This is a genomic window from Roseibium aquae, from assembly GCF_008711285.1.
Classification (GTDB): domain Bacteria; phylum Pseudomonadota; class Alphaproteobacteria; order Rhizobiales; family Stappiaceae; genus Roseibium; species Roseibium aquae.
This window is the reverse complement of sequence record NZ_VXDC01000011.1, coordinates 71883-94709: the sequence shown is the minus strand read 5'-3', so window position 1 is coordinate 94709 and position 22827 is coordinate 71883. Positions and strand designations below refer to the sequence as shown.

Sequence of the window (22827 nt, the reverse complement as noted above, 5' to 3'; positions counted from 1 at the left end):
GCCGGCCTATTCGAACTCTTCAAAAGGCGTTGGGAATGCAACCTCGATCGGCAGGTCGCGCTTGCCCGCCTCTGTCAATGCCATCGCCATGAAGGCCGCGCCGGCATAGGGGCCGGAGATCTTCGTGGCAAGTTCGGCATCGAAACCGAAGCGGGGATAATAGGTCGGCGGTCCCAGAACGAGGACCAGATCCTCGCCCGTCTCCCTCAAACGCGCCAATGACGAATGGATCAAGGCGCCGCCTATGCCTTGCTTTTGATAAGCGGGCCGGACGGACATGGGGGCAAGACAGGTGACATGCAGCCCTTGCCCCGCGCCAATGGCGGCAGGGGTCGCCCGCGAAAAGGCGATGTGCCCCAGGATCGCGCCGTCCTCGCCGACCGCGACCTGCTCCAGCACGAGGGCACCGCAATGGCGTAGCTTCCGGACCAGATTCGCCTCGGCTTCCTGACCGAAGGCCGCAACGATGATGTCGCGCACATGATCCTTGTCGGCGCTTTCAAAGGGACGGACGGACAGACCATCGAGGAGGGGACTATGGGGCATTCTGTTTCCCTCAAATCAGCACGGTGCCGGGATGGATCTGCGCACCGCGCAGAAACGCCTCGCCGCTCATAGGCTTTTTCCCAGCGCGCTGAACCTGCGTCAGGCGAACCGCACCGGTCCCACATGCGACGACCGGATCGCTGTCGATCCGCACCAGCTCGCCCGGCGCGCCCGGGCCGGCCGTGGGCTCGAGCGTGCTGCGCAGCACTTTCAAGCGCTCCGGCTTGCCATTCACGATAAACTCGCACCACGCGCCGGGAAAGGGCGACAGGCCGCGAATATGATTGTGCACCGTCCCGGCCGGCTGGGACCAGTCTATGCGGGTTTCCCCCTTGTCGAGTTTTTGCGCGTAGGTCACGCCATCTTCGGGCTGTGTTACCTGAGTCAACGCACCGCGTGACAAGGCGGCCAGTGCCCGGACCATCAGGTCTCCGCCGAGGCCCGACAACCGGTCGTGCAATTCACCCGCTGTCAGGTCCGGGCCGATGGGAACCGTCTCCGACATGCAAACGGGGCCGGTATCCAGTCCTTCCTCCATCCGCATGACCTGAATTCCGGTTTCAAGATCCCCGGCCATGATGGCCCGATTGATCGGCGCCGCCCCCCGCCAGCGGGGAAGCAGGGAGGCATGAAGGTTCAAGCAGCCCTCGCGCGGCGCGTCCAGGATCGCCTTCGGGAGCAACAGCCCATAGGCGACCACGACCGCGACATCCGCCTGCAACCCGGCAAACGCCTCTTGTTCCCCAGCACCCTTGAGGCTCGTGGGCGTGAACACGGGTATACCGACCGCCTCGGCCGCCTCATGAACGGGAGATTTTTTCAAATCCATTCCACGCCCGGCGGGACGCGGCGGCTGCGTGTAACAGGCCACAACCTCATGGCCTTGCCCGATGATTTCCATCAGGGCCGGCACGGCGAAATCCGGAGTTCCCATGAAAACAATGCGAAGGGTCATGATGCTCCTGACGCGTGAGTGAGTTGAGCGCCGTTATGGACCAATCAGAGCGCCTCGGGCAACCGCAAGACTGTTCCAGCGCCCGACAGTCGAGGGCCGAACGGGCGGGTTCGACGGGCCCCTGCCCGTATTCGGGGTCCAGGCTCGGGCCGGCGGCATGACCAAAGACGGGTAGCCAGACCGGCTTCCGGCCTGTGTGCCTGCTAACTGGCGGCTTTACCGGTGAGGCGTGCCTGCTTGTTGAATCTCTTCATCACGCGGTCCCTCTTCAACTTTGACAAATAGTCGATGAACAGTTTCCCGTTGAGATGGTCCAACTCGTGTTGAATGCAGGTCGCCAGCAACCCATCCGCTTCCAGTTCCCTAGGGTCGCCATTTCGGTCGATGAACGAAACTTTCACGGCCGCCGGGCGTTCCACGTCCTCGTAAAACTCGGGGATGGACAGGCAGCCTTCCTGGTAGACCGACAGTTCATCGCTCGCCCATGTGATTTCCGGGTTGATGAAGACCATCGGTGCCTTGGGGTCGCCTTCCTTTGCGACGTCGAGAACGAATATCCGTTTCAGCACGCCGATCTGGCTCGCCGCGAGGCCGATCCCCGGCGCATGGTACATGGTTTCCAGCATGTCGTCGGCCAAGCCCCGGATTTCATCGTCGACATTGGCGATCGGGGCGCATGTCTGCCGCAGAAGCGTGTCTGGAATCGTTAGAATGGTGTGCGTCGTCATGGGTTTGACATAAGCAACCTGCGCCAGCCGGTCAACGTGAAATCCCGCAGTTTCCCGCCCGCCAGCACCATGATTTCTGCAAGGATCCGCGAATCGTTCTATCTTTGTTTCATGATGGATAGTGTATTTGTAATCGCGGGCCGCCCGATCTCGCTTTTCGAAGCTGCCGTGGCCGGTGGACTGGCGCTGCTGGTCATTATTCTATGGCTCGGTTTAAACATATTGCGCCAGGTGCGGGCGCGGGCTCAAACCGATGAGGCCGCCCGCGAGCGGATCCACGAACTGGAAACCCACCTTTCCGAAATCCTCAGGTCCCAGGGCGAGATGACCGGCCGCATGCAAACCATGGCCGAGGTGTTTGGTTCGCGCCAGTCGGACATGATGCGGGCAGTCAATGACCGTTTGGACGGGATGGGACACAAGCTGGGTCTTTCCATGGCGGACACGGGCCGGCAGACCCATGATGGTTTGCGGCAGGTTCACGAGCGATTGGCGGTGATCGACAGGGCCCAGCGGACAATCTCGGACCTGTCCGGCCAGGTGAGCGAGTTGCAAGCGATCCTTGCGAACAAGCAAACACGGGGCGCATTTGGTCAGGGCCGGATGGAGGCGATCATCCAGGATCAGCTTTCCCCATCCCAATACAGCTTCCAGACGGCGCTTTCCAATTCCAGCCGCCCGGACTGCCTGATCCACATGCCCAATGGCGCGCCGCCTTTGGCGGTCGATGCGAAGTTTCCTCTGGAAGCGTTCAATCTTTTGCGCAAGGCGGACACGGAGGAGGCGCTGAAGGCGGCCCAGGCCCAATTCCGGCGCGACATGACCAAACACATCCAGGACATCCGGGAAAAGTATCTTCTGCCCGGAGAGACACAGGATACGGCCTTTTTGTTCGTCCCCTCGGAGAGTGTTTTCGCCGAGCTCAACGAGCGGTTCGAAGATCTCGTTCAAAAAGGCCATCGGGCGCGGGTCGTCATCGTGTCACCCTCGCTGCTTATGTTGTCGATCCAGGTCATTCAGGCCGTCCTGCGGGATGCCAAAATGCGGGAACAGGCACACTTGATCCAGGCGGAAGTCGGACATCTGATGGACGATATCGGCCGGCTGAACGATCGTGTCGGGAAGCTGCAGTCCCACTTCGCGCAGGCAAACAAGGATATCGATCAGATCCTTATCTCAACCGACAAGATCTCGAAACGCAGCCGTAAGATCGAGGATCTGGAGCTTGGGGACGCGTCCGCCGAGCAACCGGCACAAAGCCCACCCCGGGCCGCGTCGTTGACCCCCTAAGCCAGCCGCCGGGCCTTTGTGATGGCGCCCCATTCGGTGGCCGCTATCCGCTCAATGGCCTGATCCAGCTCTTCGAAGGCAACGGTCATCGTATGCCCGTTGGCGTGCAGAAGGCGGTTCGGGGCAGCAATGATTGCAACGTGCCCCTTCCAGAACAAAAGATCGCCGCGCTGAAATCCCGCACGGTCGTCATGGGGGATTTCGTCGCCGGCCTCGGCTTGCTGCATGTCGCTGTCGCGCGGCAGGTCGTATCCGCCCGTCTGGGCCGCAAGCTGAACCAGAGCCGAGCAATCCAGCCCCAAGCTGCTCCGCCCGCCCCATAGATACGGCGTGCCCAAAAACTCCTCGGCCACAGACACCCAATCCGGCTCAATGTGATTGAGATCGACAAGATGCCTTGCCACCACAAACGAGCTGTCCTCCAAGCGCGCGTAAACCAGCCCGCGAACCTCCACCTCGTCGACAATGCAGACTTTGGATCCAATCGAAAGCAAACCCACGGGCGGCCTCTTGAGGTCCGGCTCCGGATAGCGGAAGGAACGCAAGGCGCGCAAACGGTGAGTGGCTGGGGTCACCGGCCCCAATCCATCCTCGGGGACCCAGCCGACATAGCCGTCAGTGTCCAGTTGCCCCCAGGCGAACCCACCGGGCGTTCTGTCGTACACCGTCAGCCACTCTCCCCGCAGAAGCTCGGTATCAGTCGGGCTCGCTGGATCGGGCTCGGCGCGCATCTGCAAGCGGTCACACAGAACCTGGTGTACTTCGCCTTCAACAAAACGGCCTGCTTCCACCAGGCCCTCATAGTCAGCGGCGGCCAGATCCGTTCGAACCGGGTGCCGTCTGCGGTCGAATGGCGTCATGACGCCTCCCTTCAAGTCACCGGGGCAAGCCCCTTGCTTTCACCGTGATCAGGTTTCCCAGTTGATCCAGATAGAGCGCACCTTCAACCGTGCGTCCAATGATCACATTACGCCGGTCGGCTTCATCGCGCTTCCGGGTGAGCAGCTTCATGTTTCCAAGCGTATCGAGCGCGCGGGTGATGGCCGGTTTCGTCACATTGAGACGGGTTGCGAGACCGCGCACCGTGTGCGGCGGCGGCTCCAGATAGACGGTCAGCAGGATTGTCATCTGCCGTGCAGATAGATCAAAGTCCCCGTCCCTCACGAGGCACAAATTGACCTCGTGCAAGAGACGCAGCGCCTGACCAGGGCGCAAGTCAATCGGCATGGCTCGCTCGCATTGTGACGCTCATACGCCGCAGTAGCAGATTCTTCGTTTCGGCTCCGTTACTATTTATCGCAAGCGTTCAAGTTGACGCGGACTTGATTGCAGGCCCAAGGCCGCACGTTTTTGATCGGCCGGGCATCTCCGGCATGTCATTGCGAATGCCTGAGCGTCTTAAGCCGGGTCTCCATAGCGATCACAAATCAGGTCGAAAAGCGCGCGAATGCCCTGCGCCTCACCGCCGACGGGACGGCCCGGCTTGTCAATCGGAACCCAGCCGTAGATATCGAAATGCACCCAGCTGCCTGCTTTTTCCACAAACCGGGACAAGAACAGGGCCGCGGTGATGGAACCGGCAAACCCGGCTCCGGCCGTGTTGACATGATTGATATCGGCGATCCGGCTTTCGAGATACTTCATGTAAGGCTGCCATAACGGGAGCCGCCACAGCGGATCATTCGCCGCATCCGCCATCATGGCGATGTCTTCCGCCAGGTCGTCGTCAGGGGTAAAAAAGGGCGGAAGATCGGGGCCCAAAGCCACACGGGCCGCACCCGTCAGAGTCGCCATGTCGATCAGCAGGTCCGGCTCCTCCTCGTCAGCCAGCGCGAGGGCGTCGGCGAGGACAAGGCGGCCCTCGGCGTCGGTGTTTCCGATTTCGACGGTGAATCCCTTCCGGCTCCGCAGCACGTCGCCGGGGCGGAACGCCTCACCCGAAACGGCATTTTCGACGCAGGGAACGACCACCCGCAGACGGACAGGAAGCTTGGCTGCCATGATCATTGCCGCAAGACCAAGAACATTGGCCGCGCCGCCCATGTCCTTTTTCATCAGCAGCATCGCATTCGAGGGTTTGATATCGAGCCCGCCGGTATCGAACACCACACCCTTTCCAACCAGTGTCACCTTCGGCGCAGCCTCATCCCCCCAGGAATAATCCGCCAAACGCGGCGGCCGGCTGCTCGCCCGGCCGACAGTGTGGACCATTGGAAAACCGCGCTCGACCAGTTCGCCCGCCTCAATGATCTCACCCGTTCCGCCATGGGCTTCGAACAGATCGCGGATCGCGAAGGCCAGTTCCGCCGGCCCGAGATCATTGGCCGGTGTATTGATCAGATCGCGCGCGAGATTCACGCCAGCTAAGATGTGCGCAACCCGGCCGGTATCGGTGCCCGACGGCAGCACAAGGCGGGGCAGCCGGTTCTGCGCCGGCCGGTATCTGGTGAACCTGTAGGACGACAGCCCGAAGCCGAGAAGAAGCGCAGGCAAGTCGGGCACTGCGTCGGGCAAGGCATAGTCCGCGGCCGGAAGCCTTGCCAACGCAGCCCCGATTGCAAACGGGTCGGTGTTCGGCTCTTCACTCAGACCGAGCAATGCCACGGAAGAACCGGTCGCCGGATCGTTTGCCAGAACAGCGGTCCCGGCTTTTCCCTCAAACCCCTGCAACCGGCAGAAATCCCACACCGCTTGATGCAGGGTTCTCTCCTCGCCAGTTACGTCACTCGTCAGAACTGGGAGAACAGGGATCGGGTTTTCTGCATTGGCGGAACCGATGAAAAGGGTCTGCACGGCACACTCCAGGCTGGTGTCGGATCAACTTTCAAGATCTCCCATACGACGACTTCCGCCACATCGCAATTCAGCCGCCGCCATTCGTTTAACCAAACATTAGGGTTAACAAGGTATTGCATTTCATTGGTATTCCAAAACGGCCTCAAGGACGGCAACATGGCACGGTCTGTTTCCAACACCATTTCGAAGCGCCCCGGCCTTCTGGCTTCAGTTGCCGTGATTTCCCTTGCGGTTCTGGTCAGCGGATGCGCTTCGTCAAAACGGCAGGACGTGGGAACGCATTCCCCGGCCACCGGAAGCGTGGACCTCGTGCCCGGCTCAACAGCGGCGCGGCAAAATGTGGACCAATGGGCTGGCGCTTATGAACAGAACCGGCAGGACCCGCGCGCCATCATGGGATACGCGGATGCCTTGAGCAAAAACGGGCAGATTGTGCAGGCACACGCCGTTTTGCGCAGTGGCGTCATCGCTCATCCGAAAGACAGGGCGATCGCCTCGGCCTATGGGAAGGTTCTGGCGATGAACGGAAATTTCGATGAAGCGCTGAATGTCATTCAACGGGCCCAGACCCCGCAGACGCCGGACTGGCGGCTTTTGTCCGCGGAAGGGGCGGTCTACGACCAGATGGGACAACACGACAAGGCCCGCGCGCTTTACCAACAGGCGCTCAAGATCCAGCCAGATGAGCCAAGCCTGTTGAACAATCTTGGCTTGTCCCATCTGCTGGCCGACGAGTTGCCCGAAGCGGAATACACTTTGCGCCGGGCCGCCGCTCTACCGGGAGCGGACAGCCGGGTCCGCCAAAACCTGGCATTGGTTCTTGGTCTCCGGGGCAAATTCAGCGAAGCCGAGCAGATCGCAACGGCTGAACTGGATCCTCGCCAGGCGCAAGCGAACATCGCCTACCTCCGGAGCATGCTGCAAAATCGCGGGTGACATTCGAGACCAACGGTCACGTCATCCGGCTCTAGCCCTAGCCGCTGTACTCTGTTGATCCGTGGCCCCCACCAAGCCTGACGCCCCTCGTTTGCCTTGCCGGGGCATGAATGCATTGCACTTCAGTCCCGCCATGTTACCCGGCGCTTTTCGAGAATTCCCAACACCATTTTGTCTAAAATGATGCCGAAACCTGCATAACGGCGGGCCCCATGATGACAAAGAACAAAACCGGCAAGAAAAACACGATCATGGGAACTGTCAATTTAGGCGGCAAAGACGCCGCTTTTTTCTCGGCCTCTTGCATCCGTTGTTGCCGGTTTTCGTCGGCCATAACCCGCAAAGCGCTGGCGACAGGCGTTCCGTAGCGCTCGGCCTGGATCAGTGCCATCATGACGTTCTTGACCCCTTCAAGCCCCGTGCGATTTGCCAGGTTCTCGTAGGCTTTGCGGCGTTCCCCAAGATAGGACAATTCGGCGGTCGTCAGACTCATTTCTTCGGCAAGCGGAATGGATTGGATGCCGATTTCCTCCGCCACCCGCTGAAACGCCGCTTCAATCGACATCCCGGATTCAACACAGATCAGCATCAAGTCCAGCGCATCCGGCCATGCCCGGCGGATGACAAGCTGTCGCTTGTCGATTGCGTTTTGGACGTAGATGTTGGGAACAAAAAAACCGAGAGCGGCCACCGTAGCCGGTATCAAAAGTTGAAGCGCAGGGTTCAAGGCATCAGCAAGTATCACATAGCAATAAAACAACGCCACCAAGAAGAGGATGATCGGCATCACAACCCGCGCGAACACAAATGTATAGACAGGAGCAGTGCCCCTGTAACCTGCCATGCGAAGCCTGTTCTGAGTGTTTTCGTCGGCGAGCATTGATCTCAGATTGAACCGGTCAACAATGGACCTGATGTTTTGACCACCTGATTGCATCCGTAAGGATGCGCGGGCATCTCCCTTTTCCGTGGCAAGCCGGGCACGTTCCTTGGCCCGCAATCTGTCCCGTTCCAGAGCGACGGATTTCATTCTGTGTTTGAGTGCGTTCCGCTCGAATATCGGCATAACAATCACGAACACCGTTCCGGCGACGGCAATCATCGTCAGCATGGCGAGTAGAAACTGGCTATTGGCGATGTTCGACACGTCCACTTTCTCCGCGTTGTTTAAAAATCAAAATTGATCATTTGGCGCATCACCAATATTCCGATCGTCATCCATAGACCACTTCCAATCAGTATGATGTTTCCGGATGTTGTTGTGAACAAAAGCATAATGTAATCCGGAGCAATAAAATACAGTATCAATGTTATAATGAATGGAAGAGAGCCAATAATAGCCGCAGAAGATTTGGCCTCAGAGCTCAGCGCCACGATTTTCCTTTGCATGCTTTTTCGGCCGCGAAGCACACGGGAAAGGTTGCCAAGAGCTTCCGAAAGACCACCCCCGGCTTTCTGCTGGATCGAGACCACAATTGCGAAAAAATTCGCCTCAGCCAAAGGCATCCGTTCAGGCAGCCGGCTCACCGCTTCCGAAAGTGACACGCCCATCACCTGCATCTCGACGATCTTCCGGAACTCGGTGGCAACTGGATCACGCGACTCCTTGGCTACGACCTTGATGCAATCGGCCAATGGCAAACCTGCCTTCACCCCGCGGACAATGATATCGACAGCATTGGGCAACTCATCGAGAAAGGCAGAAAATCGGCGTTTGCGTTTGTAACCGATGTACCAGCGGGGGAAGCCAAAACCTCCAACGAACCCGAACCCGAGTGTGATGAGAAGGTTACCACTGACAAAGTAACCCAGCACCAAAAAGACCAAAGCAGATCCGATACTGAACAAGACGAATTGCTTTGCCCCCCATTCAAACCCGGCCTGCTCCAACCTTTGCCGCAAAGTGAGTTTTTTTTGCTTGTCCGCCTTGGCTTTTTGACGTTCCTCGAACTGGGAGAGCTGGTCCTGGACTGTCTTTCGCCGACGATCATTGTCTTTGATTTTTTTCCGCTGCTCGAGCGTTCGCCCTTGCGTTGCTATGGACTGGAGCCGTTCGTCGCGCCGCTTCGTCCCCGACAACGCCGGCTGGAAGAGAGCATACATCAGGCCCCCGACGCTGACGGCCGCCAGGACAGCGACCGCCAGACCTGTAATCTCGGGACTGAGAAAGTACTCGAACGCGTCCATCACTTTCCTCAATCGCTGATATATTCAGGGGCTTCCGAGGCATCCAAAGCCTGGGCAAGACGCGCTTCCTCGCCGAAGTACCGCGCCTTGTCCCAGAATTTCGGGCGACCAATCCCGGTGGAACGATGCCGGCCCATGAGACGGCCGTTGGCATCCTCGCCAATCAGGTCATAGACAAAGATGTCCTGGGTGATGATGACGTCCCCCTCCATGCCCAGCACTTCCGTCACATGGGTGATCCGCCTTGAGCCATCCCGCAAACGCGCGGCTTGAACAACGATGTCGATCGACGTCACGATCATTTCCCGCAAAGTTCTGGATGGAAGCGAAAAACCGCCCATGGTGATCATCGATTCCAGACGCGAAAGCGCTTCACGTGGGGAGTTGGCGTGAAGTGTGCCCATCGAACCATCGTGACCCGTGTTCATGGCTTGCAGAAGATCGAACGCCTCCGGACCACGGACCTCGCCCACGATAATGCGTTCGGGCCTCATGCGCAGACAGTTCTTCACGAGGTCGCGCATCGTAACCTCACCCTCGCCTTCCAGATTCGGCGGCCGGGTTTCCAAACGAACGACATGCGGCTGTTGAAGCTGAAGTTCGGCAGAGTCTTCACAGGTGATGATCCGCTCGGTGTTTTCGATATAGGCCGTCAGGCAGTTCAAGAGCGTCGTTTTGCCCGAACCGGTTCCGCCAGAGATCAAGATATTGCAGCGCGAACGGCCGATAATCTGAAGGATTTGGGCACCTTCAGGGGTAATCGATCCATACTTGACCAATTGATCTAGAGTCAGTTTGTCGCGCTTGAACTTCCGGATCGTGAGAGCCGGACCATCAATCGCAAGTGGCGGCGCGATCACGTTCACGCGGGATCCGTCCGGCAGGCGCGCGTCGCAAATCGGGCTTGAATCATCCACCCGGCGGCCAACCTGGCTCACAATGCGCTGACAGATATTCATCAACTGCGCGTTGTCCCGGAAACTGACCGACGTTTGCTCAACCTTCCCCTGCGTTTCGATGTAAACGATATCGGCACCATTCACCATGATATCGGCGATATCGTCTCTGGCCAGCAATGGCTCCAGCGGGCCATATCCCAAAACATCATTGCAGATGTCTTCGAGCAAATCCTCCTGTTCGGAGATCGACATCACGACATTTTTCAGGGCAATGATGTCATTAACGACATCCCGAATTTCGTCCCGGGCGTCTTCGACTTCGAGCCGGCTCAGTTGCGAGAGATCGATCGCTTCTACGAGCGCATTGAAGATCTGAGCCTTTGTTTCGTAGTACTCGGTCGATTTCCGCCTCAACGGTGTCGTCTGAGGCGCCGTTGGAGCAGGTGCATCCGGCTTTGGCGCTGGCTTGGCAGCAGCCGGAACCGGTGCCTCGGACCCTGCTTCCGGAACCCTTTCCAGTTCTTCCACGGGAGCCGCGGGTGGCCGCGCCACGGGCTGCATGGCGCGTCCCGTTGATGGACCACTTGGCGTGTTACCCCGTCTTCCGAACATGGTTGTCAACTATCCTGTGTTTGACGGTCAAAGGCCTATCAGCCGGCCTTCCGCCCGAGTTTCGAAAGCAACGCTCCTAACGGAGACCGTTTCGCCTTGCTTGGATTGGCCTTGCCGGAAACTTTATCGGCCATCTGGGAAAACAGTCCGGCAATGGCGTGTTTCGGATCAACTTCCGCGATCATCTGTCCGTTGTTGGCAGCCGTTCCGAATAGATGCGGCTCGAACGGAATCATGATCGACGTGTCCAGGCCCAACGCGCTGGCAAACTCGTCAGGCTTGATTTCCGGACGCTTGGGCACGTTCAGGCGGTTGATCACAAGGTGCGGGGAGCGGTCGTTTGGCCGCAGCTGTTTCAGTGCGTCGACGAGATTCTTTGCGTTCCGGAGATTGGCGAGGTCCGGTTCGGCGACCATGATGACCTCATCTGCGGAAACCAGAACCTTCTTGATCCAGGCATTCCAGGCATGCGGGACATCGAGCACGACGGCAGGCGTTCCTGCCCGCATCGTGTCGATCAACTGCTCGAAGGAGTTCTCGCTGTAGTCGTATGTCCGCTCGAGCGATGCAGGTGCCGCCAGGAGGTTAAGGTGCTCACTGCATTTCGACAAAATGCGATCGAGAAATGTCTCGTCCAGACGGTCCGGCGAAGACACTGCTTCAAATACACCCTGGAGCGGATCCTGATTGAAGTCCAAGCCCGCGGTGCCGAACGGAAGGTCCAGATCGGCGACAACAACTTCGTGCTCAAAGCCGCGCGCAATCGCCCAGGCAATGTTGTGTGCCACAGTCGATGCGCCGCATCCGCCTTTGACGCCATAAACGGCAATAGTCCGGCCAAGCGGTTCCGCCGCCGGATCGGTATAAAGAGCGCCGATCGATCCGATGACCTGATACACATCCAACGGCAGGATTAGGTAGTCACTGACCCCCCTTTGGATCAGGTCACGGTACAACCGGACATCATTCACTTCTCCAATGACGATCACTTTCGTCCCGGCGTCACAGAATTCCGCAAGCCTGTCCAGGTCATCAAACAGCGTACCACCCGAAACGTTGGCTTCCACAATGATAAGATTGGGGGTCGGCGCCTGCTCGAAGTGATCGACCGCCGCCGAGATTCCGCCCAGATGCGTACTGACATGTGCCTTGAGCATCCGGCGGTCCTCTGCGGCCGCTTCGATTACCCTCAAGGACGTCTCACTGAGGCAAAACGCATGAACCGAAACCCTTGGCACCGGCGGTATGTTTGCGGCAACAGGCGCTGTTTCCTGGCCCTGCGGACCGGGGTAGACATCATCCATATTTGCCGCGCCCATATGGTAATTGGCACTCATGGCAACCCTCAGTTCTCGGCGACAGAAGCGCCAACGCCCTGCTCATAGGCGCTCGCGGTGCTCTCGCCCTTGCGGAAGTTTTCAAAAACGTTGGCACGCCGGACCTGGTCAGCCGGTGTCGACGCGCGCGGGGTGAGAAGGTCTGACGGATTGTCGACCATGGCCGCGAGATTGGCCTGGGTCGCGCAACCCAAATTGGCGTAGTCGATGTTGTAGTTGACGCCGCCCTGCATACTGCCATCCCAGTCTCCGCACGGTCCAGCCGTTGCCATGACGCGGGCATAGGACAGCCTGATGGGCGCATCCGCGGTCGCGTCATGGACCGGATAAGTACGCGTAGAGACCGATGCGGCACCGCCCCTTTGGAGGGCTGCGCGGATCTTCGGCGTCACCGCATGAATTGCGGCTTCATTCCGCGCCCCTGACGGGACAAGGATCTCGACCCGCCCGTTGCCTCTTTGGCGGGCATCGGCGGCGAAGGCGGAAACCGTGTCCGACATTGGCCCGCCAAGACTTCTGGTTCCCGCGCCAATCGGCAGATCAAGCGTTTCCGGCTGCTCCGTGATCACGATCGGGTGCCGGAGCCGGTAATCGTTGGCGGCGAGATACCCCTCTGGGGTGTCGAGCGACTGATTCTGACACCCTGCCAATGCCAGGCCCAGAACCAATGCACCGGCCAGCCGCCTCGGGGATCCGACGTTTTGTGAAAAAGACATCATCTATCCCTCACTTGTAGATAAAGCCGACTTGGCCATGGTATTGCCCGGTATCACCGGCACCGACCCGGTACAGCTTGTTGAGGCGATTGAGAAATATCGTCTCTGCATCGGTCGCCGGGGCCAGGTTTTTGTCCGGCCGCACCAGCTTGTTCGCGGCGACAGGCGAGACAACGTAGGGTGTCACAAAGACAACGAGTTCCGTCTGCTCGCGCAGAAAATCCCGGCTTTTGAACAAGGCCCCCAGCACAGGAAGCTGTTTCAATCCGGGCACCCCCGTGATCGACTGCCGGTAGGATTCTTGCAACAACCCTGCCATCACGAGTGTGCCGCCAGAGGGCAGCTCGATTGTCGATTCCGCCCGGCGAACCTTCAGCGCAGGAACCGTCAGGGACCCCAAGGTGATGGCCCCGTCCGAGCTCAGCTCGCTGACTTCCGTCAGGACGCGCAGACTGATCCGCCCGCCCGACAGAACGACCGGCGTGAAATCGAGCCCGACACCAAACTTCTTGAACTCCAGCGTGACTTCGCCGTTGTTTTGGGCGATCGGGATCGGGAATTCACCACCGGCAAGAAAGCTCGCGTTCTCGCCGGATATCGCCGTGAGCGTCGGTTCTGCGAGCGTACGAATGACCCCTTCGCGCTGCAGGGCCTGCACGTTCGCGGACAATCGCGCCCCTCCGGCCGCGAACAGACCTCCAGCAACCGCTTGGTTTGTGATTGATGAATTGACCGGGAAAGACGCGGCGTTGTTGAAGCTTCCGGTATAATTGCCCACCTCCACGGTTCCGCTCAGGTTGACACCCAGCTGTTTGATGATCGAGCGCTCGACCTCGGCAACCGTGACCTTCAGATGAACCTGGTCCTTGCCGTCGACCGCGATCATGTTCAGGATATCCGTGGCCTCCACTCCATCACCTGCGAACCGTGCTGCCAGATCAGCAGCTCTTTGCGCATCCGCGGTGCTGGTCGCCGTACCCGAAAGCACGATGTTGCCGTTGATGGATTGTGCCTCGATATTCGCTCGGGGAATAAACTTGCGGATCAGGCTCGTCAGATCCGATGTGTCCGGCTCGACGCGCAGATTGAAACTCGCAAGTTCCCGGCCGGAGCGGCTGAACAGAACGAGATTTGCCTGACCAGCCTCATTGCCAAGAATGAAAATTCGATGAGGCGTGCGAACCACGGCATCCGCGATTTCCGGATCGGAAACAAGAATGTCGGCGACAGGTTCGGCGGTGTTGATGACCACCGACCGGCCAATTCCGACCCCCAGCAGGCGATTAGAGACGCGCTCTCCCGCCGCGATGTGGAGTTGCTTGTCAAAAGCGCCCTGGGCAATTGCCGGAGACCCTGGAAGGGCCAACCCGATCAAGGCAATCACAATCGCCACGAGGGCTGCGCGGCATGTACCCATGACACACCCTCCAAAGGTAACTGAAAAAGGTCTGCGTTCGATGTTCATTGCGGGTTCGCCTGAGTTGACACGCCGTACCGGACAAAGTTCACACCCCGGCGCCGTTCAACTGTTTCTGCTGCCTCATCTGCAGAGTCCTGCGCGCTGCGCAGAGCGAGTGAAATCGTTCCAAGCTGTTGAGCCCGGGCAACGACCTCGGACTGCTCCAGCGTCAGTTCCAGGGTTGCGGTGCGCTGCGGGGAGAGATTTTTGTCATCCTTTTCGCCAGCGGTCGTTCCATCTATTGCGAGAACACGAACATTCCCGATAATGGTCTTGCTGGTCACCTGGCCAGCGTCCAACTCCTGAGTCAGGATCAAGTCGACCTTGTCGCCAGGCAGAATGAAACCGCCGGCCGTTGTCTCAGCCTCCACACTGACTGCGATCGCCCGCTTTCCCTTGGGCAGAATGGCGGCCATGAACCCTTTGTCTGTGTCTATCAGCCGCTCGGACCGGACAGGTTCGCCTTTGTAAATCGGAGCCTTGGCGATCTGGCCAACATACACGTCGGCGGCATCAGGATCTGCCTCCCGGGTGATGACGCCGGATGGCAGAAAATCATTTGGCCAAGCCTTCCATGCGAGGCTCGACCCGGACAATTTGCCACCCAACGGAATGTCCGCCGCGGCAACGAGCACCTCGGTTTCCTCGACGGCCGGCGCAGGCTGGACAACCGAAGCTTGGTCCGACGGGCCGCTTGTCATCACCATCCGGGCGGCGATCAGGCCGGCTCCAAGCGCGACAATCAAGACCAATAACCGTGCAAACTTCATGACGCTTTTCCAAGAGTTACGGACCGTTATATGGCCCTGTATCTATTAGTCTGCGTCGGGAAGTATCAAAACATGGTTAACGTAATATATGAAAACATGCTTAAGATTTGTTAACCATAATGAAAAAATTATTAATATTGGCAAATTGCATGCGGAATAGCTCCATATAAGACGTAAGCATTCTAGAGCTATTTAGATAGCGATAAGGTTCGGAAAATTCTGATAGACCACAACCAATCCACCGGCTGCAATGGCGACCCCGTAGGGAACGCCGGTCTTGCGATCATGCAGGCGCGCTATCCATGATGCCTTGCCAAGACCGAGGGGCAGAACCGGAAGGGCCCGGAAAAGAAGAAGCGCGACAGTCAGAGCCAAGCCGGAAAGGGCGGTCCATGTCAAAAAAGACAAGAGATCCGGCGACCAGCCGAACCAGAGAGACATGCTGCTCATGAGTTTCGCGTCGCCGCCCCCGATCCAGCCGAGCGCAAAAAGGGTGAAACAGACAAGAAACACAACTGTCCCACCGAGTGCGTGGCCAAGCAGGTCAGACAGAGGCGCACTGCTCAAGGCGAAGTAAAAAAAGAACAAGGCGGCAATGGCAATCGACAGCCAGTTCGGAATCCTCATGGTGACAAGATCGGAAATTGCGGCCGCGAATACGAGGGAGCAAAATATTATAGGAATTAAGCCTAACATTTCCCCGACAATATTTAAATCAAAGAAAAAATTTTAGGGACGGCGAACATATTCATTGCCCACCGCCCCGAATGCAAATCCTTCCAATAACTGGAAGTCTGCAGCAAGTTAGTTTCCTGCTGGAACGTCCGGGATAGCACCAGCAATATCGTTGAAAAGCGTGTTCAGATCCGTACCGAGCGTGGTAGCACCTGCGATGATTACAACGGCAACCAAACCGGCAATGAGGCCATATTCGATCGCAGTTGCACCCGATTCGTCCTTTGCGAAACGCGCGAAAATTTTATTCATAGGTTTACTCCTGATCCCACTTTCTTTGACAGCTAGACGTTCGCCCCCCTTGTTTCGGGCGGTCAAACATACTGTTGTTATAGGCGATGCTTCTTTCTACAGAGTTAAATTTTCAGCCACAACCATCATCCCCTTTACGTAATGTAACTACAGTTAACAAATTACTAAATAGTATATATTTTTAATTTTATTGAATTTATACAAGCTGCTTATGATTGGTTTATATTTTCGTAAGATTTTCTTTGATTAAACCTTTGCGTCTCAAGAAATGATTTTCGTTCCCGTATCAACCCGGAAAAGAAAAAATGAGCGTCTATACATCCGCCCATGATATCCGCATGTCTGCGCCAAAAATTTTTGATTTTCCTGGAATGTATAAATCCAAACGCATCCAGACCCGTATCGGGTCACGCATGTTTGTTTGAAGGGTCTTTAGGGCCTTGTTTACCGTGTACTGGATATCCTCTCACGGATCGTGATTTTGCGAGGTAAGATATGGAATATGCGCGCATGTGGCCGGGAGCAAATGTGCTTGTAGCGGGAGTGCTTGTTGCAAGCCTGCTCGCAGTCGCAAAACCTGCGAGAGCAGAAGAACAACCGGTAACGGTGACGATCGATCGAGCCAAAGTGTTTCGTATTCAGGAGCCTGCAAGCACGGTGATCATCGGAAACCCTTTCATCGCGGACGTCGCAATGCATGACGACACGACCGTGGTCATCACCGGAAAATCCTACGGAACCACTAACCTGATCATCCTTGATGAAGACAGCACACCCATTATCGACGAACTCATCACGGTTCAGGCCGCAGATGAAAACGACGTCACCGTCGTGCGCAAGACGGTTCGGCAGACATTCTCTTGCACGCCGAATTGCCAGCCCGTCATTCGCCTCGGCGACGGCCCCGATGCATTTACGGCGACAGCCGAGCAAGCCGCGGAGCGCAACGATCTTGCCACCCAGGCCGCAGCGGCGGGAGCGCCCAGAAGCGCGCCACCCCAGTAATGGCAAGACACTCTGGCACCAGGTCCCATGAAACAGATATCGCAAATCTTTTATTTGGGCTGGCTCCGAAAAATCAGCCGCAGATACTGCAGGGACCGCCAAGGCGTCACAGCAATTGAATTTGCAATTGTTGGACCGCCCTTTTTCCTGCTTGTCATCGGCATCATCGAGTTGGGATTGGCGTTTTTTGTCAATCGCATGGTCGACAATGCGGTGCTCGAAAGCTCAAGGCTGATCCGGACGGGACAGGCTCAGTCTTTCGATGCGGCCAGCTTCAAAACCTCGATCTGCGACGGCCTGCCTACCGGCTTTTGCCAGCCGGAACGGATTGTCCTGTCCGTTGAAAAAATCGATAGTTTCAGCAATTCGGCAAATGACCTGAAAGAACCTCTTGTTGATGAAAACGGAGACCCGCTCGACGATTACTATGAGGTGACCGCTGCGGAAGACATCGTTGCGGTGCGCGTGATGTATCGCTGGCCGATGTTCTCGGCTCTTCTCCAAACGAGCCCCGGCGACAGCGGCACCGAACGGCAGCTCTACTCGACCTTCATATTCCGAAACGAACCTTGGCAAGGCAGCGGATGATCCTTAGAACCGTGCTGCTCACCCTTCGATCGGTTTGCTCGCGCGCGGCCCGGAACCGGGACGGCGTCGCGGCCGTTGAGTTCGCGTTGATCCTGCCACTTCTCCTGATCCTTGCGATCGGAATGGCGGAGACCACCGAAGCCCTCAACCACGACCAGAAGGTCAGCAAGGTTGCAAGTACGATGGCCGATCTGGTCGCCCAGTCGAAAAGCAGCATTTCCGAAGATATCATGGACAGCTTCTTCCTGGGCGCGGAAGCGCTGATGCTGCCCTATGACGACACGAACCTGACAGTGGCCATCGCCAGCGTGACCTACGACATCAACGGACTGAATCCGACCGTTGACTGGAGTTATGGCAACAAGGCCCGGCAACCCTGGGCCAAAGGCGCGCCCCCGCCCTTCACCATGCCCGCGACCCTCGGCGCGCCGAACCTCAGCCTGATCGTCGCCGAAGCGGAATATACCTACACGCCAATGTTCGCCACACTGATTCAAAACATCTTTCCCCGCGCGACTTCTCTCACCCTGGAGGACAGATATTACCTCCGTCCGCGCCTCGTCGGACAACTGGCCTGCACAGACTGCCAATGATTGGCAATCGGTTTACGACAAACCGATGAATACCCATTCCACCGTATTTGTTCTTTCGCATTCCCCCGCTACTGTGCCCCGACAATGCTGCAATGCAACACATCCGTCGCATGGGATGACCCGGCGACGGCACAAGGGGGCTTCATGGCAACCAACCGCACTTTCGATCAGATCTGCGTCGGAGACAGCGCGGAAATCAAACGCACCTGTTCGTCAAACGACCTGCTGGTCTTCGCGCACGCATCGGGCAACCTGAATCCGCTTCATCTGCCGGACATCGATTGGACCGGCGACGGCAAGATCGACAAGCCGGTGGCTCCTTCAATGTGGGTCGGCGCATTGGTATCTGCCGTCCTGGGCAATGTCCTGCCGGGTCCTGGCACGATTTACCGGACGCAGAGCTTCAACTTTCTTGACCGCGTCACGGTCGGCGATGAACTCACCGTCCGGGTCGAGGTAACAGACAAGCATTCGAACGGGAACGTCGTCCTTGCGGTTTCCGTCCGCCGGGCGGATGGCGAGCTGGTGACGGACGGTGTTGCCGAGGTAACGGCCCCCACGCGAACGATCGAGTACGACACCTCCAAACTCCCCGGCTTGCTCGTGGAGCGGCACCGGCATTTCAACCGATTGATCGAAATGGCCAAGACACAACCGGCCCTGCCCACCGCCGTGATCGCGCCAGACGACCCAAGCTCACTGGAAGGCGCGATCTTAGCGGCCCGCGAAGGACTGATCCAGCCGGTGCTGATCGGCGCAGCCGACCGGATCCTGGCGGCCGCCAAAGAGATCGGGGAGGATATCAGCGGCTATGAGCTGATCGACATTCAGGACGAAGCCGAAGCGGCCGGGCGCGGCGTGTCGATGGTCCATGACGGGCGGGTGCGGGCTGTGATGAAGGGCCATCTTCATACGGACGATCTGCTTCGGCACGTGGTGAAGAAAGATGGCGGATTGCGCACCAAACGCCGGATCAGTCACGTCTTTGTCATGGATATCCCGGGCCGGAACACACCCGTCCTGATTTCCGATGCGGCAATCAACATCGCACCTGACCTGGCCACCAAGGTCGACATCACACAGAACGCCATAGATGCGGCGCTGTCTCTCGGGCTCGACACCCCAAAGGTCGGCATTCTTTCGGCGATCGAGACGGTCAACCCCGCAATCCCCTCAAGTCTGGATGCGGCCATTCTGTCCAAAATGGCGGAACGCAACCAGATCAAAGGCGGTATCGTCGACGGTCCGCTGGCCATGGACAATGCGATAGACGTCCAGGCCGCCCGAACCAAAGGCATCACGTCCCTGGTGGCGGGCCGCGCGGAAGTGCTGATCGTGCCCAATCTGGAATCAGGGAACATGCTGGCCAAAGAGCTGACCTTCATTGCCCATGCCGAGGCGGCCGGGCTCGTGATCGGCGCAAAGGTCCCTGTCATGCTGACCAGCCGGGCCGATGATGCCCGCGCCAGGCTCGCGTCCTGCGCGCTCGCTCTTCTTTACAATTATTGGCAATCGAACGGAAAGCCGGTCGGTCTGATGGCAGACCTGGAGGGCTGATCCATGACAGGCGATCTCGGTATACTGGTAATCAACTCCGGATCCTCTTCGATCAAGTTCACCCTGTTCCAGAATGCCGCGGTCAAGGTAAGCGGACAGATCCAGGGTCTGGGTGCCGAACCCCGGATTACATTGAAAACAACGGGACAGGACTCCCGGACGGAGCGCGCGCTGTCGGCTGATGAAGGCGCTACCCACGGCGCAGCCTTGCAAGCACTGCTGCCAATGCTGGAGAGCGCCGCTGACGGAATGTGGATCGATGCCGTCGGTCATCGGGTGGTTCACGGGGGAACGGAATTCTCGGCGCCAATCCGGATCGATGACCCGATTTTGGAGCAACTCCAGAAATTGGTGCCACTTGCCCCCTTGCATCAACCGCACAATCTTGCCGGCATCCTCGCCGCACGCCAGGCCTTTCCAGGTACAGTTCAGGTCGCCTGTTTCGATACAGCCTTTCACCGCAACCATCCCTGGGTGAACGATACATTCGCGCTGCCGCGCGCCCTTTATGACGAAGGTGTCCGGCGCTACGGCTTTCATGGCCTGTCCTACGAGTTCATCTGCGAGCATCTTCGCAACGCCCGTCCCCGCGCCCATGCGGGCCGGCTTGTCGTGGCGCATCTGGGGAACGGGGCGTCCATGTGCGCCATCCGGGATGGCCAGAGCATCGGGTCGACAATGGGGTTCACAGCACTTGATGGACTTCCCATGGGCACCAGGTGCGGGCAAGTCGACCCGGGGGTCGTGCTTTATCTGCTGACGACAAAAGGCATGACGGCCACAGAAGTTTCGGACCTCTTGTACAAGGAGTCCGGTCTCAAGGGCTTGTCCGGTATCAGTCAGGACATGAGAACACTGAGCGAGAGCAGCTTGCCCGAGGCAAAGCAGGCAATCGAGTATTTCGTGTTCCGCATCCGCCGCGAGCTGGGCGCAATGGCCGCCGTGCTGGGCGGTCTGGATACACTGGTTTTCACAGGCGGTATTGGGGAAAACTCGGCTCAGGTGCGCGCACAAGTCTGCGCCGATCAGGACTGGATCGGCCTTGCCATCGATCCGGAGAGAAATGCGGCAACGGACGAAGACATATCGGCGGAGGGTGCGCGCGTTCAGACCCTGGTCATCCCGACCAACGAGGAGGAAATGATCCGCCGCCACACGGCAGACCTGCTTGTTATGGCATAGACAACACAGTGCGGATCGCAGGATCGTATATCCGCAAGACCGCACGATAATCGCTGTGCAGGACAGGCACGAAACCGCCGGTCAGATCGGGTTCGATCGAAAAATATGCCCCAGGCACATCTTCCTTCAGATCGATCAATCCTGCCCTCAACTGGCGCTTGACCGCATCCGGCAAATCCGTCCGGACCGTGTGGGCCGAATACGGAATGCCGGCCGACCGCCACAGAATTGCCAGTCGATCCAAATCGCCATCGCCAGCCAGATAGAGATCGTTGAGCGTTCCGGCCGTGTAACCGGTCTGCGGGTCGCCGGCCAGCGTGGACCAGCCAAAGGCCGCCGCAACGCGCCCTTCAAGCACCGCACGCATTCCCTCGACCGCATCGCGCATTTGAACCATCGTCGAAAAATGGGTACGCGCATTGATCCCTTCCGCCGCAAGACCGGCCAGCGGCACCCGATATCCGGCAATGGAAACGGCATCTTCGACACCCAGAGCCGTGCCTTTCAGATCCGCCAGCGTGATCGCCGGATCAGCCGCGCGTGTCACCAGAATTGCGTGAAACCGGTCAGAGACACCGTCGGGGCTGCCAGCCACAAGCGGTTCCACACAGCTGCACTCCGTGAAGGTCGCCGCATAGGCGGAGGCGGAAAGCCGTGCATAGTCAATGTCTCCCCGGGTCAAGGCATCCACCAGCCCCCCCAAGGTATCGATCAGATACAGATCGACCGGACGGTCCAGGATATCTTCAAGGACAAGGCGAAACGGCTCAATGCGCGCGCGGGTTTCCTCGTCGGTGGCCACGGCAACACCGAAGCGAAACCGCTCCATTTCCGTTTGCCCGACCGCCGGCAGGGGCAACCAAACCAAAAAAAGCGCGAGCGCCACTCCTCCCAAGTACAATCGAGCCTTCGTCATCCGCTTGCCACGCTTCCATGATTCCTGACCTGCATCCTATCTCACACCAGCGTTCATCCGACATCTTTTGAGGGCATTCATGCTGAAATCCATTGATACAGTCATCTTCGATATTGGAAACGTCTTGATCCACTGGAGCCCGGAGCATCTCTACCGCAAGCTCATTCCTGACGATCGGGAACGGGCGGATTTCCTGACCCACGTGTGTTCGATGGACTGGAATATCCAGCAGGATCTCGGACGCTCATGGGAGGACGCCGTCACCCTGTTGAGCGACGAGTTTCCCGAGAAACGGGATCTGATCCGGGCCTATGACACGCGGTGGCATGAAATGGTTCCCGGCGAAATTTCCGGCAGCGTGGAGATCCTGCGCGCCCTTCAACAGGCAGGCACTGCCCTTTTCGCCATCACCAACTTCTCAGCCGAGAAATTTGCCGAGACACAAATCCGTTTTCCCTTTCTGGCGGAAAGCTTCCGCGACACAATCGTTTCAGCGCAGGTCGGCCTTCTGAAACCCGATGCGAGGATCTACCAACTCTTGATCGAGCGGAACGGCTTGACGCCGGAATGCTGCGTGTTCATCGACGACTCTCCGGCCAATGTGGAAGGCGCCCGCGCATGCGGCATGAGTGCCATTCACTTCACTGAACCCCGTGCCCTTTGTGAGGACCTTCGTTACCTGGGGCTGCCCGTCTAGATTTCCCTATATTGATCAGCTTCCGGGCGAAAGCCGTTGGCGGCCAAATGCCCGCCGACGCCGGCGGGCTT

24 protein-coding genes are annotated in these 22827 nt (G+C 58.3%); 8 read left to right on the top strand and 16 right to left on the bottom strand.

Features of this window, described 5'->3' with window-relative positions; all coding sequences use genetic code 11:
* Positions 1–6: 6 nt before the first annotated feature.
* The 3 genes from F0184_RS16880 to def form a co-directional block, all read right to left on the bottom strand.
* Positions 7–546 carry a GNAT family N-acetyltransferase gene (locus F0184_RS16880; protein ID WP_150497377.1) on the bottom strand — a complete coding sequence of 180 codons (540 nt, stop codon included), beginning with the start codon at positions 544–546 and terminating at the stop codon, positions 7–9.
* A 10-nt stretch (positions 547–556) separates the two neighbouring features.
* Positions 557–1501 carry a methionyl-tRNA formyltransferase gene (gene fmt / locus F0184_RS16875; protein ID WP_150497376.1) on the bottom strand — a complete coding sequence of 315 codons (945 nt, stop codon included), beginning with the start codon at positions 1499–1501 and terminating at the stop codon, positions 557–559.
* A gap of 203 nt (positions 1502–1704) precedes the next feature.
* Positions 1705–2229 carry a peptide deformylase gene (gene def, locus F0184_RS16870; protein WP_150497375.1) on the bottom strand — a complete coding sequence of 175 codons (525 nt, stop codon included), beginning with the start codon at positions 2227–2229 and terminating at the stop codon, positions 1705–1707.
* Between the two features lie 111 nt (positions 2230–2340).
* Between def and F0184_RS16865 the strand changes: the two genes are divergently transcribed.
* The gene (locus tag F0184_RS16865; protein ID WP_150497374.1) at positions 2341–3519 is read left to right on the top strand and encodes a DNA recombination protein RmuC; all 1179 of its coding nucleotides are present in this window, start codon (positions 2341–2343) and stop codon (positions 3517–3519) included.
* Here the strand turns inward: F0184_RS16865 and F0184_RS16860 are convergent.
* From F0184_RS16860 to F0184_RS16850, 3 genes are all read right to left on the bottom strand, one after another.
* Positions 3516–4379: a C40 family peptidase gene (locus F0184_RS16860; protein ID WP_150497373.1), complete on the bottom strand. Its 864-nt coding sequence runs from the start codon at positions 4377–4379 to the stop codon at positions 3516–3518. The genes F0184_RS16865 and F0184_RS16860 overlap by 4 nt on opposite strands.
* A gap of 16 nt (positions 4380–4395) precedes the next feature.
* Positions 4396–4746 carry a MarR family transcriptional regulator gene (locus F0184_RS16855; RefSeq protein WP_150497372.1) on the bottom strand — a complete coding sequence of 117 codons (351 nt, stop codon included), beginning with the start codon at positions 4744–4746 and terminating at the stop codon, positions 4396–4398.
* Positions 4747–4917: 171 nt separating this feature from the next.
* On the bottom strand, positions 4918–6252 hold the full coding sequence (locus F0184_RS16850; protein WP_425299513.1) for a leucyl aminopeptidase family protein: 1335 nt from the start codon (positions 6250–6252) through the stop codon (positions 4918–4920).
* Positions 6253–6471: 219 nt separating this feature from the next.
* Between F0184_RS16850 and F0184_RS16845 the strand changes: the two genes are divergently transcribed.
* The gene (locus tag F0184_RS16845) at positions 6472–7251 is read left to right on the top strand and encodes a tetratricopeptide repeat protein (RefSeq protein WP_150497371.1); all 780 of its coding nucleotides are present in this window, start codon (positions 6472–6474) and stop codon (positions 7249–7251) included.
* Positions 7252–7426: 175 nt separating this feature from the next.
* Here the strand turns inward: F0184_RS16845 and F0184_RS16840 are convergent, their stop codons facing one another.
* The 9 genes from F0184_RS16840 to F0184_RS16800 form a co-directional block, all read right to left on the bottom strand.
* The gene (locus F0184_RS16840; protein ID WP_206668367.1) at positions 7427–8404 is read right to left on the bottom strand and encodes a type II secretion system F family protein; all 978 of its coding nucleotides are present in this window, start codon (positions 8402–8404) and stop codon (positions 7427–7429) included.
* A gap of 14 nt (positions 8405–8418) precedes the next feature.
* Positions 8419–9438, bottom strand: a complete 1020-nt coding sequence (locus F0184_RS16835; protein WP_150497370.1) for a type II secretion system F family protein — start codon at positions 9436–9438, stop codon at positions 8419–8421.
* A gap of 8 nt (positions 9439–9446) precedes the next feature.
* The gene (locus tag F0184_RS16830; RefSeq protein WP_150497369.1) at positions 9447–10949 is read right to left on the bottom strand and encodes a TadA family conjugal transfer-associated ATPase; all 1503 of its coding nucleotides are present in this window, start codon (positions 10947–10949) and stop codon (positions 9447–9449) included.
* Between the two features lie 38 nt (positions 10950–10987).
* Positions 10988–12286 carry a CpaE/TadZ family protein gene (locus F0184_RS16825; RefSeq protein ID WP_371871146.1) on the bottom strand — a complete coding sequence of 433 codons (1299 nt, stop codon included), beginning with the start codon at positions 12284–12286 and terminating at the stop codon, positions 10988–10990.
* 8 nt (positions 12287–12294) lie between these two features.
* Positions 12295–13005 (bottom strand): CpaD family pilus assembly protein, encoded by a 711-nt coding sequence (locus F0184_RS16820; protein WP_208998530.1) that lies wholly within the window; start codon positions 13003–13005, stop codon positions 12295–12297.
* A 7-nt stretch (positions 13006–13012) separates the two neighbouring features.
* Complete coding sequence (locus tag F0184_RS16815) at positions 13013–14419, bottom strand: type II and III secretion system protein family protein (RefSeq protein WP_150497368.1); 1407 nt, start codon at positions 14417–14419, stop codon at positions 13013–13015.
* 44 nt (positions 14420–14463) lie between these two features.
* Positions 14464–15231 carry a Flp pilus assembly protein CpaB gene (cpaB, locus tag F0184_RS16810; protein ID WP_150497367.1) on the bottom strand — a complete coding sequence of 256 codons (768 nt, stop codon included), beginning with the start codon at positions 15229–15231 and terminating at the stop codon, positions 14464–14466.
* 192 nt (positions 15232–15423) lie between these two features.
* A complete protein-coding gene (locus F0184_RS16805; protein WP_150497366.1) occupies positions 15424–15927 on the bottom strand; it encodes an A24 family peptidase in 504 nt (167 codons plus the stop codon).
* 108 nt (positions 15928–16035) lie between these two features.
* The gene (locus F0184_RS16800) at positions 16036–16218 is read right to left on the bottom strand and encodes a Flp family type IVb pilin (protein ID WP_150497365.1); all 183 of its coding nucleotides are present in this window, start codon (positions 16216–16218) and stop codon (positions 16036–16038) included.
* 495 nt (positions 16219–16713) lie between these two features.
* Between F0184_RS16800 and F0184_RS16795 the strand changes: the two genes are divergently transcribed.
* From F0184_RS16795 to F0184_RS16775, 5 genes are all read left to right on the top strand, one after another.
* Complete coding sequence (locus F0184_RS16795; RefSeq protein WP_208998529.1) at positions 16714–17223, top strand: pilus assembly protein N-terminal domain-containing protein; 510 nt, start codon at positions 16714–16716, stop codon at positions 17221–17223.
* 27 nt (positions 17224–17250) lie between these two features.
* Complete coding sequence (locus F0184_RS16790; RefSeq protein ID WP_150497364.1) at positions 17251–17811, top strand: TadE/TadG family type IV pilus assembly protein; 561 nt, start codon at positions 17251–17253, stop codon at positions 17809–17811.
* Positions 17808–18404: a TadE/TadG family type IV pilus assembly protein gene (locus F0184_RS16785; protein WP_150497363.1), complete on the top strand. Its 597-nt coding sequence runs from the start codon at positions 17808–17810 to the stop codon at positions 18402–18404. The genes F0184_RS16790 and F0184_RS16785 overlap by 4 nt, the downstream gene beginning before the upstream one ends.
* A 144-nt stretch (positions 18405–18548) precedes the next feature.
* Positions 18549–19961: a bifunctional enoyl-CoA hydratase/phosphate acetyltransferase gene (locus F0184_RS16780; RefSeq protein WP_150497362.1), complete on the top strand. Its 1413-nt coding sequence runs from the start codon at positions 18549–18551 to the stop codon at positions 19959–19961.
* A 3-nt stretch (positions 19962–19964) separates the two neighbouring features.
* A complete protein-coding gene (locus F0184_RS16775; RefSeq protein ID WP_150497361.1) occupies positions 19965–21143 on the top strand; it encodes an acetate/propionate family kinase in 1179 nt (392 codons plus the stop codon).
* On the opposite strand, the gene F0184_RS16770 is transcribed toward F0184_RS16775, so the two are convergent.
* The gene (locus F0184_RS16770) at positions 21133–21972 is read right to left on the bottom strand and encodes a phosphate/phosphite/phosphonate ABC transporter substrate-binding protein (protein WP_208998528.1); all 840 of its coding nucleotides are present in this window, start codon (positions 21970–21972) and stop codon (positions 21133–21135) included. The genes F0184_RS16775 and F0184_RS16770 overlap by 11 nt on opposite strands.
* A 166-nt stretch (positions 21973–22138) precedes the next feature.
* On the opposite strand from F0184_RS16770, the gene F0184_RS16765 reads away from it, so the two are divergent.
* Positions 22139–22756 carry an HAD family hydrolase gene (locus F0184_RS16765; protein WP_150497359.1) on the top strand — a complete coding sequence of 206 codons (618 nt, stop codon included), beginning with the start codon at positions 22139–22141 and terminating at the stop codon, positions 22754–22756.
* The last annotated feature ends 71 nt before the right edge of the window (positions 22757–22827 follow it).

Excerpts from the sequence above, each read along its gene's own strand:
- F0184_RS16865 (WP_150497374.1), top strand. The coding sequence starts at position 2,341 with ATGATGGATAGTGTATTTGTAATCGCGGGCCGCCCGATCTCGCTTTTC.
- F0184_RS16790 (WP_150497364.1), top strand. The coding sequence starts at position 17,251 with ATGAAACAGATATCGCAAATCTTTTATTTGGGCTGGCTCCGAAAAATC.
- F0184_RS16805 (WP_150497366.1), bottom strand. The coding sequence starts at position 15,927 with ATGTTAGGCTTAATTCCTATAATATTTTGCTCCCTCGTATTCGCGGCC.
- F0184_RS16815 (WP_150497368.1), bottom strand. The coding sequence starts at position 14,419 with ATGGGTACATGCCGCGCAGCCCTCGTGGCGATTGTGATTGCCTTGATC.
- F0184_RS16820 (WP_208998530.1), bottom strand. The coding sequence starts at position 13,005 with ATGATGTCTTTTTCACAAAACGTCGGATCCCCGAGGCGGCTGGCCGGT.
- F0184_RS16795 (WP_208998529.1), top strand. The coding sequence starts at position 16,714 with ATGGAATATGCGCGCATGTGGCCGGGAGCAAATGTGCTTGTAGCGGGA.
- def (WP_150497375.1), bottom strand. The coding sequence starts at position 2,229 with ATGACGACGCACACCATTCTAACGATTCCAGACACGCTTCTGCGGCAG.
- F0184_RS16775 (WP_150497361.1), top strand. The coding sequence starts at position 19,965 with ATGACAGGCGATCTCGGTATACTGGTAATCAACTCCGGATCCTCTTCG.
- F0184_RS16855 (WP_150497372.1), bottom strand. The coding sequence starts at position 4,746 with ATGCCGATTGACTTGCGCCCTGGTCAGGCGCTGCGTCTCTTGCACGAG.
- F0184_RS16845 (WP_150497371.1), top strand. The coding sequence starts at position 6,472 with ATGGCACGGTCTGTTTCCAACACCATTTCGAAGCGCCCCGGCCTTCTG.
- F0184_RS16800 (WP_150497365.1), bottom strand. The coding sequence starts at position 16,218 with ATGAATAAAATTTTCGCGCGTTTCGCAAAGGACGAATCGGGTGCAACT.
- F0184_RS16780 (WP_150497362.1), top strand. The coding sequence starts at position 18,549 with ATGGCAACCAACCGCACTTTCGATCAGATCTGCGTCGGAGACAGCGCG.
- F0184_RS16785 (WP_150497363.1), top strand. The coding sequence starts at position 17,808 with ATGATCCTTAGAACCGTGCTGCTCACCCTTCGATCGGTTTGCTCGCGC.
- F0184_RS16765 (WP_150497359.1), top strand. The coding sequence starts at position 22,139 with ATGCTGAAATCCATTGATACAGTCATCTTCGATATTGGAAACGTCTTG.
- F0184_RS16830 (WP_150497369.1), bottom strand. The coding sequence starts at position 10,949 with ATGTTCGGAAGACGGGGTAACACGCCAAGTGGTCCATCAACGGGACGC.
- F0184_RS16825 (WP_371871146.1), bottom strand. The coding sequence starts at position 12,286 with ATGAGTGCCAATTACCATATGGGCGCGGCAAATATGGATGATGTCTAC.
- fmt (WP_150497376.1), bottom strand. The coding sequence starts at position 1,501 with ATGACCCTTCGCATTGTTTTCATGGGAACTCCGGATTTCGCCGTGCCG.
- F0184_RS16770 (WP_208998528.1), bottom strand. The coding sequence starts at position 21,972 with ATGGAGCGGTTTCGCTTCGGTGTTGCCGTGGCCACCGACGAGGAAACC.
- F0184_RS16860 (WP_150497373.1), bottom strand. The coding sequence starts at position 4,379 with ATGACGCCATTCGACCGCAGACGGCACCCGGTTCGAACGGATCTGGCC.
- F0184_RS16835 (WP_150497370.1), bottom strand. The coding sequence starts at position 9,438 with ATGGACGCGTTCGAGTACTTTCTCAGTCCCGAGATTACAGGTCTGGCG.
- F0184_RS16880 (WP_150497377.1), bottom strand. The coding sequence starts at position 546 with ATGCCCCATAGTCCCCTCCTCGATGGTCTGTCCGTCCGTCCCTTTGAA.
- cpaB (WP_150497367.1), bottom strand. The coding sequence starts at position 15,231 with ATGAAGTTTGCACGGTTATTGGTCTTGATTGTCGCGCTTGGAGCCGGC.